The following is a 7,355-nucleotide window of genomic DNA, read 5'->3' as shown; positions in this document are numbered from 1 at the left end:
CGCTTTTCCGTGCTTCCGGTGCTCACCTACTTTGAGTAGGCTGCGCTCCGGGTCACGGAAAACCACCATTTTACCTTCGGTGGCCTTCGGCTCGGCTCGTCATCTTCTGAATGTCGATTGGCTCTACGGTTCGCCCTGATCGTCCCGCAAGCCGCCGCAGCCGTTCAGCGTTCCCTCGCCAAAGGCCACCGCCACGCGGTCGGACCAGACCGCATCGCTCATGCCGTCGCTGCACGGCCCTTCGGTTACGGTCATTGAAAAGCCCTCGCCGAGGAAACGGACAGCCCGCCGGTCGTCGTTCCGGGATATGGCGTAGCGGACGGGCGCCCTGTCCGGGCGCTCCAGCACGGCGGTCGATCCCTTTACCGTCACGGCCCAGAAAGGCTCGGTCCCGATCGCCCGATAACCATCGTCCACAGCATGCTTAACGCCGGGAGAGCTGACGGGCGGGCTCTCCTCCGTCCCACGTGCCTCTGTTCCACGTGGAACCAGTTTCGAAATATTTTCAGGGCCTTGGCCTGGCGCTGGGTCCGGCGTCCCGATCGGTGCGGAGGCGTGAGGCTGCGCGCTATTGGCCGTGGGCATCCCGTCGCCGCCACACCCCGCCAGCGCACACAGGACCAGCGGCAGGAATCGTCTCACGCCTTGCCGACCTCATCCCGCCGGAAGCAATCCACCGCATGATCGTTCACCATCCCGATCGCCTGCATCCATGCATAGACGATGGTGGGGCCCACAAATTTGAAGCCGCGCTTCTTGAGGTCCCGGGAAATCTCTTCGGAAAGGTCGGTTCTGGCCGGGAAGGTCAGGCCATCGTTCCGGATCGGCTCGCCCCCGACGAAATTCCAGACATAGGCGGAGAAATCCTCGCCCCGTTCCCGCATATCGCAGAAAATCCGCGCGCCTCCGATCGTCGCTTCGATCTTCGCCCGCGCCCGGATGATGCCGGGGTCGCCCATCAAACGTTCGACATCGGCCCCGTCGAAGCGCGCAACCTTGTCCGGATCGAACCCCGCAAAGGCGGCGCGGAACGTCTCCCGCTTGCGCAATATGGTGATCCAGCTGAGGCCCGCCTGGAAGCCCTCCAGCATCAGCGTTTCCCAGAGCATCCGCGGATCGCGTTCCGGAACGCCCCATTCGCTGTCATGATAGGCGCAATAAAGCGGGTCCGATCCAGCCCAACCGCAACGGACCCGCTCCATCGGATCAGACGTCCAGATTGGCGACGTTCAGCGCATTGTCCTGGATGAACTCGCGCCGCGGTTCGACCACATCGCCCATCAGCCGCGTGAAAATCTCGTCGGCAACGTCCGCCTGCTCGACCTCCACCCGCAGCATCGAGCGATTATCGGGGTCCAGCGTGGTTTCCCAAAGCTGTTCCGCATTCATCTCGCCAAGGCCCTTGTACCGCTGGATCGCCAGCCCCTTGCGCCCGGCAGCGAGGATCGCCTCCAGCAATTCGCTGGGCCGCGTGACCGCCGTCGAACCCTTGGTCGCGACCGGCAGATCGTCATCCCCCGCCTCCTCGGCGGCGGCGGCCGCCTTGGCCGTGACCAGACGGCTGGCGGTGCGATAGCTGTCCGCCTCCTCGGTTGCGATGGCGTGCAGCTTGCGCGCTTCGGCCGACCCGATGAAGCCCGCCTCGATCATGTGATGGTCGGTGACGCCGCGCCACAGCCGCTCGAAATGGAAGCCGCCTTCCTCCGCGATCCGGCCGGTCCACCTGCCCTCTTCGTCCTGCGCATCCATCCAGCGGACGGTGTTCGTCAACCGTTCGGCCTGCGCGTCATGGCTGAGTTCCGGATCGAGCGCGCCGTTGATCGCCAGCGCTTCGATGATCGCGGGATTGTAGCGGCGCGGCACATAGCGCATCACCGCGCGCATCCGCCGGCCATGCTCGATCAGGTGGCGCAGGTCTTCGCCAGACCGCATGCCGCCGGTCGTTTCCAGCGCCATGGATTCGACGCCATTGTCGACCAGATACTGCTCCAGCGCGGCTTCGTTCTTTAGATAGACCTCCGACCGGCCGCGCGTCGCCTTGTAGAGCGGCGGCTGGGCGATAAAGAGATGCCCCGCCTCGATGATCTGCGGCATCTGGCGGTAGAAGAAGGTCAGCAGCAGCGTGCGGATATGCGCGCCGTCGACGTCGGCGTCGGTCATGATGACGATCTTGTGGTAGCGCAGCTTTTCCAGGTTGAAATCGTCGCGGATGCCGGTGCCCATCGCCTGGATCAGCGTGCCGACTTCCTTGGACGAGAGCATCCGGTCGAAACGGGCGCGCTCGACGTTCAAAATCTTGCCCTTCAGCGGCAGGATCGCCTGATTATGCCGGTTGCGCCCCTGCTTGGCCGAACCGCCGGCCGAGTCACCCTCGACCAGGAAGAGTTCGGATTTGGCGGGATCGCGTTCCTGACAGTCGGCCAGCTTGCCGGGCAGCGAGGCGATGTCCATCACCCCCTTGCGCCGGGTGAGTTCGCGCGCCTTCTTCGCGGCTTCGCGGGCGGCGGCGGCGTCGATCACCTTCTGCACGATCATGCGGCCATGCTGGGGATTTTCCTCCAGCCATTCCGCCATCTTGTCGGCCATCAGGCTTTCCAGCGGCTGACGCACTTCGGACGAAACCAGCTTGTCCTTGGTCTGCGAGGAGAATTTGGGATCGGGCAGCTTGACCGACACGATGGCGGTCAGGCCTTCGCGCATATCCTCGCCGGTCAGCGAGACCTTTTCCTTCTTCAGCAGGCCGGACTTGTCCGCATAATTGTTGAGCGTCCGGGTCAGCGCGGCGCGGAAGGCGGCAAGGTGGGTGCCGCCGTCCCGCTGCGGGATGTTGTTCGTGAAACAGAGGACATTTTCATAATAGCTGTCGTTCCATTCCAGCGCGACGTCGATGGTGACATCGTCGCGGCTGCCCGAAATCGCGATCGGATCGGGCATCAGCGGCTGCTTGTTGCGGTCCAGCCACTTCACGAAGGCCGCGATGCCGCCTTCGTAAAACAGCTCGATCTCCTTCTTCTCCTCATGCCGCGCATCGATCAGGAACAGCCGCACGCCGGAATTGAGGAAGGCGAGTTCGCGATAGCGATGCTCCAGCTTCTCGAAATCGAATTCGGTGTGGTTCTTGAACGTGCCGCCGTCGCCGGGTACTTTCTCGGTCGAGGGGAGGAAAGTGACCTTCGTCCCTTTCTTGCCCGCAGGCGCGTCGCCGATCACCTTGAGCGGCGCCACGGCGTCGCCATAGGCAAAGCGCATATAATGCTCCTTGCCGTCGCGCCAGATGTTGAGGTCGAGATATTCGCTCAGCGCGTTCACCACGCTGACGCCCACGCCGTGCAGGCCGCCGGACACCTTATAGGCGTTGTCGTCCGACGTGTTCTCGAACTTGCCGCCCGCATGGAGCTGGGTCATGATGACCTCGGCCGCTGAGACGCCCTCTTCCTTGTGGATGTCGGTGGGGATGCCGCGGCCATTATCCTCCACGCTGACCGATCCGTCGGGATTGAGCGTGATCAGGATGCGGTCGCAATGGCCGGCCAGCGCCTCGTCTATGGCATTGTCGCTGACTTCGAACACCATATGGTGCAGGCCCGAGCCGTCGTCGGTGTCGCCGATATACATGCCGGGCCGCTTGCGCACGGCATCCAGCCCTTTCAGGACCTTGATGCTGTCGGCGCCATAGGCATTGCTGTTGGGGTTGTTCTGACTTTCCTCGCTCATATCCGAGCATATAGGGAAAAGGGCCAGCAAACTAAAGCGAAACATGGCGGCTATCGCCCGCGCCGGGCAGGGTCTATCAGGCGGCTATGCGCATGATCCTGACCCTGGTCCTGATGCTTGCCGCCTGCTCCAAGAGCAGCGACGTGCTGGAGGAACTGCCCAATAGTTCGCTTGCCGGCGCACCGCGGGAGGAGGTGCCGGAAACCCGTCTGGAATCGCGCCTCGTCCGCCCGGTGACCATTGGGGAGGACGGTCCGCGCCTCGACGCCTGCGGCGCCATGGGCCAGGCGGTGCGCGTAGGCGCCGGAGGAGCGGCGGTCCGGGCCGCGCCCTTTTCGGACGCCGGGGAAGTCGCCCGCATGGCGGAGGGCAGCCGCGCATGGGTCTGCACCCGCAGCCTCGACCAGAAATGGCTGGGCGTCGTTCTGGTCCCCGATCCTCCTGCCGACAATGCCGCGGCCCCGGTGGATTGCGGCGTGTCCGGACCGGTGGATCGCAAGCAGCCCTATGACGGCCCCTGCCCCAGCGGCTGGGTGTCGAGCGCCGCCATCCGGTTGATCGCGGGTTAGGGGGTGCGCCGCCCGCAGGCGGGAGCGGGCGGGCGCGACATCGGCGGTGGTTTGCTGACGGCAAGGCTGGAGGCTGGCTGCGCTCGCGCCCGCCCCTAACCCCTCGCGCAGGCGGGAGGGGAATGCCTTATGACCGCCGTCGCCACCCGGCCGCTAAATCCCACCCAGATAATCGATCTTGCTCAGCGGCACCCCCGCCTGCCGCAGCAGGGCATAGGCGGTCGAAACATGGAAATAGAAATTGGGCAGCGCAAAGCCCAGCGCATGGCTGCGTCCGGTAAAGCGGAATTCGCCGCGAGGGCCCTTGAGGATCACTTCCGCATCCTCCCGCCCGTCGATCCGCTCGCGAGGCACGGATTCCAGGAAGGCGATGGTCTTGCCGATCCGTTCTTGCAGGTCGGCAAAGCTCTGCTCCGTATCGGGCATGGCAACCGGATCGAGCCCGCCGATGCGTGTCACCGCCCCCTTGGCGCTGTCGCTGGCATATTGCACCTGTCCGGTGAGCGGAGCCATGTCCCCGATCAGGCGCGCCTGCGTCAGCGTCAGTGGATCGATGCCCTTTTCTTCCGCATGGGCGGCGCCCTTCTCCAGAATGGCGGAAAGGTTGCGCAGCCCGCGGATGAAGACGGGAACGGTCAGGTCGTACAGGTCGGTCGCCACCAGGCTCTCCTCATGATCGTGAGGCGCCTAGATATGGCGTGGATCGCTACAGTCGATACCCGCGCGAAATAAAAGGACCGGCCGGCGGACTCCATGCCGGCCGGTCAGGGGGCAACCGGATCAGCCAAGCGCGGGGCGTTCGCGCGGGACAATGGTGAAGAAGGGCAAGGCATTGTGCACGATCCAGCCGATCGTCGCCGCATAGAGCAGGGTGCCGAGGCCCACCGTGCCGCCCAGCAGCCAGCCGACCGCCAGCACGCCGATCTCGATACCGGTGCGGACCCATTTGACCGGCAATCCGGTCCGGCGGCAGAAGCCCGTCATCAACCCGTCGCGCGGGCCCGGGCCCAACCCCGCGCCGATATAGGCGCCGCCCGCAATGCCGTTGAGGACGATCCCCGCCGCCAACCAGGCGAAGCGCATGGCATAACCCTCCGGCGTGGGCAGGATCATCAGGCTGAGGTCCACTGCCGTGCCGATCACCGCAATGTTGCAGACCGTGCCGATACCGGGCCGCTGACGCAGCGGCCACCAGAGCAACAGCACGATCGCCCCGACCAGATTGACCGTCATGCCGAAACTCAGACCCAGGCGCGGCGCCAATCCCTGATGCAGCACGTCCCAGGGATCGAGCCCCAGATCGGCGCGCAGCATCAGGGCCATGGAGAAGCCATAAAGGCCAAGGCCCCAGAAAAGCTGGAAAAGGCGGCGGTGCATCATCATGGCGGTTGAAATCACCCGAAATGGCCTTTTACAAAATGGCCATTATTGGGTAAGTGGCCTCCTCCCTTTCCGGATTGGAACCTAGGTCATGTCCACTTCCCTGTTGCGGCCGCCTTCCCTGCTTCGCCTGCTGGGCGCCTGGCGCGCCGAAGACAGCGCGGAGCCCGCCTATCGCCAATTGGCGCAGGCGCTGCGGATGCTGGTGCTGGATGGGCGCGTCGGCCTGAACGTCCGCCTGCCCGGGGAACGGGAACTGGCCGCCGCGCTGGGCCTCAGCCGCACGACCATCGCCGCCGCCTTCGACCGGCTGCGCGACGAAGGCTTTCTGGAAAGCCGGCAGGGATCGGGCAGCGTCACCCGCCTGCCGCCCGGCCGGATGGAACAGGCCCTGCCGGAAATCGACATGATCGACGGCGGCAATATCCTGAACTGGACCCATGCCGCATTGCCGGCCGCGCCGGGCGTGGGCCGCGCCTATCAGGTCGCGGTGGAGGCCTTGCCCGCCTTTCTGGGCGAGCTGGGGTACGACCCTTTGGGCCTGCCGCCGCTGCGCCGGGCGATCGCCGCCTATTATGAGCGGCGGGGATGTCCCACCAGTCCGGACCAGATCATCGTCACCAACGGCGCGCAGCAGGGATTTTCGCTGTTGCTGCACTGGCTGGCGGGACCAGGCGACCGGGCGGTGATCGACCATCCCACCTATCACAACGCGATCCAGGCCTTGCAGCGCGCCCATGTCGTGCCGGTGCCTGTCGGCCTGCCCGCGCAGGGGTGGGACATCGACGCGATGGAAGCGGCCTTCCGCCAGACCAGTCCGCGCTTCGCCTATATCATCGCGGATTTCCACAATCCGACGGGGCGCAGCATGGACCCGGGCACCCGCCGCGCGCTGGTGGCCGCGGCGACGCGCAGCCATATGCCGCTGATCATCGACGAGACCATGGCGGCGATGGGTCTGGACAATATGCCGCCGCCGCCGGTCGCCGTGCATGATCCTTCCGGGCGGCAGGTCATCACCCTGGGTTCGGCCAGCAAGATCTTCTGGGGTGGGCTGCGCGTCGGCTGGATTCGCGCCGATCCGCAGACCGTCGCGGCGCTGGGACGGCTGCGCACGACGATGGACATGGCGAGCCCGGTGGTGGAGCAGCTTGCCGTCGCGCATCTGATCGATAGCGACGAAGGGCTTGGCCCGCGGGCGGCGATCCTGCGGGGGCGTCGCGATCATCTGCTGGGGCTGATCGAACGACACCTGCCGCACTGGCGTGCCGAATCCCCTGCCGGCGGCCTGTCGCTCTGGGCGGAACTGCCGCGCGGCGAGGCGACGGCGCTGGCCGCCATTGCCGAGAGTCATGGCGTGCGTGTCGCGCCTGGGCCGCGCTTCGGCGTGAGCGGGGCGTTCGAGCGCTTCCTCCGCCTGCCCTTCACCTTATCGGAGGAGCAACTGACCACTGGCGTCGAGCGGTTGGCGGAAGCCGATGCGCGGCTTCACGCCCGCATGCCGCGCGGCCGCGATTCCCTGGCGGCGGCGTTGGAGGCGGATCGGTTGATCTGAGCGCTGGCGGATATCGGTCCAGACTGTGTAAAAACGCGGTAGATATGGTAGTATGATCCGACGGTTTGGAGGATCGCATGGGTCGCTTCATTGTTGGTGCGGAACGCACTCAGACGACGCTGTTTCCGCCTTGTATG

The 7,355-nt window shown here is 65.5% G+C and carries 7 protein-coding genes; 2 read left to right on the top strand and 5 right to left on the bottom strand.

Going from position 1 to position 7,355, the window contains the following annotated elements; all coding sequences use genetic code 11:
• Positions 1–123 precede the first annotated feature (123 nt).
• The 3 genes from A8G00_RS23680 to gyrB are packed head-to-tail and all read right to left on the bottom strand — an operon-like array spanning position 124 to position 3,714.
• The gene (locus A8G00_RS23680; protein ID WP_103001874.1) at positions 124–630 is read right to left on the bottom strand and encodes a COG3650 family protein; all 507 of its coding nucleotides are present in this window, start codon (positions 628–630) and stop codon (positions 124–126) included.
• Positions 631–638: 8 nt separating this feature from the next.
• Entirely contained in the window at positions 639–1,202 is a 564-nt protein-coding gene (locus A8G00_RS23675) for a DNA-3-methyladenine glycosylase I (protein WP_044660594.1), read from the bottom strand.
• Between the two features lie 4 nt (positions 1,203–1,206).
• The gene (gene gyrB / locus A8G00_RS23670) at positions 1,207–3,714 is read right to left on the bottom strand and encodes a DNA topoisomerase (ATP-hydrolyzing) subunit B (protein ID WP_061934369.1); all 2,508 of its coding nucleotides are present in this window, start codon (positions 3,712–3,714) and stop codon (positions 1,207–1,209) included.
• Between the two features lie 86 nt (positions 3,715–3,800).
• On the opposite strand from gyrB, the gene A8G00_RS23665 reads away from it, so the two are divergent.
• Positions 3,801–4,283, top strand: a complete 483-nt coding sequence (locus A8G00_RS23665) for a hypothetical protein (protein WP_025549637.1) — start codon at positions 3,801–3,803, stop codon at positions 4,281–4,283.
• Positions 4,284–4,436: 153 nt separating this feature from the next.
• Here A8G00_RS23665 and A8G00_RS23660 read toward each other — a convergent pair whose 3' ends face one another.
• Together A8G00_RS23660 and A8G00_RS23655 are read right to left on the bottom strand one after the other, a co-directional pair.
• A complete protein-coding gene (locus A8G00_RS23660; RefSeq protein WP_025549636.1) occupies positions 4,437–4,943 on the bottom strand; it encodes a DUF1993 family protein in 507 nt (168 codons plus the stop codon).
• Positions 4,944–5,063: 120 nt separating this feature from the next.
• Entirely contained in the window at positions 5,064–5,666 is a 603-nt protein-coding gene (locus tag A8G00_RS23655; RefSeq protein WP_103001873.1) for a YitT family protein, read from the bottom strand.
• 88 nt (positions 5,667–5,754) lie between these two features.
• Between A8G00_RS23655 and A8G00_RS23650 the strand changes: the two genes are divergently transcribed.
• Entirely contained in the window at positions 5,755–7,218 is a 1,464-nt protein-coding gene (locus A8G00_RS23650) for a PLP-dependent aminotransferase family protein (protein WP_025549634.1), read from the top strand.
• Positions 7,219–7,355: the final 137 nt, after the last annotated feature.

This window comes from Sphingobium sp. SA916, from assembly GCF_002894065.1.
Lineage (GTDB): Bacteria > Pseudomonadota > Alphaproteobacteria > Sphingomonadales > Sphingomonadaceae > Sphingobium > Sphingobium fuliginis.
This window is presented reverse-complemented; position numbering and strand designations above follow the sequence as displayed.

Bases quoted from the DNA above. Each gene is read 5' to 3' on its own strand.
- A8G00_RS23655 (WP_103001873.1), bottom strand. From the start codon at position 5,666: ATGATGATGCACCGCCGCCTTTTCCAGCTTTTCTGGGGCCTTGGCCTT.
- A8G00_RS23675 (WP_044660594.1), bottom strand. From the start codon at position 1,202: ATGGAGCGGGTCCGTTGCGGTTGGGCTGGATCGGACCCGCTTTATTGC.
- A8G00_RS23650 (WP_025549634.1), top strand. From the start codon at position 5,755: ATGTCCACTTCCCTGTTGCGGCCGCCTTCCCTGCTTCGCCTGCTGGGC.
- gyrB (WP_061934369.1), bottom strand. From the start codon at position 3,714: ATGAGCGAGGAAAGTCAGAACAACCCCAACAGCAATGCCTATGGCGCC.
- A8G00_RS23665 (WP_025549637.1), top strand. From the start codon at position 3,801: ATGCGCATGATCCTGACCCTGGTCCTGATGCTTGCCGCCTGCTCCAAG.